The sequence below is a fragment of the Microcoleus sp. Pol12B4 genome, assembly GCF_036701385.1.
Classification (GTDB): Bacteria; Cyanobacteriota; Cyanobacteriia; order Cyanobacteriales; family Microcoleaceae; genus Microcoleus.
This window is the reverse complement of record NZ_JAUBQR010000417.1, coordinates 1-1,893: the sequence shown is the minus strand read 5'-3', so window position 1 is coordinate 1,893 and position 1,893 is coordinate 1. Positions and strand designations below refer to the sequence as shown.

At 46.4% G+C, this 1,893-nt stretch carries 1 protein-coding gene and 1 pseudogene; both read right to left on the bottom strand.

What is annotated here, in order from left to right; genetic code table 11:
* Positions 1-1,058: hypothetical protein (locus tag QUA38_RS28670; RefSeq protein ID WP_333167863.1), on the bottom strand; the 1,058-nt coding region annotated here is incomplete at its 3' end.
* A gap of 536 nt (positions 1,059-1,594) precedes the next feature.
* Positions 1,595-1,893 (bottom strand): annotated as a pseudogene (locus QUA38_RS28665) (hypothetical protein); the annotation flags it as partial.

Below are 1,893 nucleotides of genomic sequence, written 5' to 3'. Positions count from 1 at the left end.
AGATAGTTACGCACCAGCTTTTCGTAACCGGGAACGGTTGAAAAGTTTTCGGCTGCTAGCAGTGCAGTAAATTGAGCGTAAGTAGACAAAAAGGTTTGTCCCCAGCGAGGATGAGAAAGTGCTGTCACCTGTTCGGCTTTCTTGAAGCGATCGGGCAATTCGACTTTCGGCATCACCATTTTTGAACTAGCATTGCTGTCGAGCATTACCTCAACTGCGTTAGCATCGGCACCTGCTGCGGCGATGGCGGCTGCTTTGACTTCTTCTCGATCGACTCCGGCATCTTCAACGATATCCGCTAGAGATTTACTTTCATCAATGCCGATATCAGCTAGGCGTTTTTTAGTGATAAATTCCTGAAATTCAGCCAACTGTTTATTCAGGTGATATCCCGATAGCGTCAATTCATCACTGCCAAAAAATTCGGTAAAATCTTCGTGGTAGTGTTCTACTGACTGCCAAGCTTGCTCTAACAATTCCGGCGCATCGCTGTACAGGTTCTTTTTGTGATTTTGCTTGAAATTGCCGATCGCCACCGCTAACTTCGGCTTACCTAATTTCCCCATCAGGATGGGAGAGCTCGAAAGTATCCACCAGTCATCGGTGAGGGGAGAAATCCGAGCTCGCAAGATTTCTCCTAACTTAAAGCGAGACATTTCTGCAAGAAAATTAGGACTGTTGGGCTTAACAACGTAGTGCTTTGCCGTCAGCCAGTTCATCAGTTCAAACCTGTCGGGGAAAAGTTGAGTGATTTCAAACAAGCCAGCGAAGCTTCTGTGCTCCCAACTTTCGAGCAAGCTACGATCGCTCTCGGTTAAATCTGGCTGACTTTCGACAAATAGGTCGATCGGCGTTTTCTCTCCGACTTTACCTTCGACTGTAAAACTGTCAATCACTTGATTTTGCTGAGCAATGTCGTAGCGCTCGCCGGTCGATCGAGCTGCAGCATAAGCTTCCAAAGCGACCGCCAACTCTCCCTCAGCATCTAGCACAAAGTCAATTAAATTTTGCTTGAGTGTCCAAGCTCTTTCCAACATTTCATCCACAAGTAATACCAATTTTGAATGAGAGGATTTAGATTAACAATTATCGGACTTGAAGCCACCGACCCTTTACGATCCGGCTGCGATTGAAGAAAGCGCATCGCGAACAATGACAAAAATATGCGATCGATGCCTCAGTCCTGAATTAGTTTAATTTTAAGGCTAATAGTTAAAAAAAAATGTTAATCTCAAATGGAAGCATCGCGATTTTGTAAAAAGCATTTTTTAGGAGTGCGATCGTCCCGCACAGCAAAGCCTATACGTCTATAGCGAGTTCTCACAGCGAACAGCCCTGTGAAAGAAAAATCGTGCTGAAAAATGCGATTTTAACGGTGCATAAAAATACCCTCTCCGATGTAGAGAGGGGCTGAAAATCCCCAAAAACTTCGCTAAACTCGCGTTAAAAACTGTGTCACCTATCAACTACAGTCCAAGACGCAGCAGCCGGTTTTTTTTTATCAACACTTCCCTCCATTCCGGTACCCGGCTAAAAATAATCGGAACGCTTGAGTTTGTGTGCGTCCAAGACTGAGAAATACTTGCGATCGCTCTTAGCGGCCGTCTTTGTCAATGTCGCCAGGAACAGCGCGTTCCACCCGATCCCAAGCGTCGCGCGTGGCGTGCTTAGCTTTTTCCCAAGTCACATTAGACTTACCGCGATTTGTTTCGTAGTCGCGCTGCAAATCCGGTTCGATCTCGGTGAATTTCTTACCACTAGCGCCATAGCGGCTGTATCCCTCATAACCGGTGCGGTATGCAGGCTGATAGTCTTCGTAAGTTGCGCTCGTGTCCACGTAAGGACGGGAACTGTAGTTGCTTTGCCAGTAAGCATCTTCTACCGTGGGGTCGA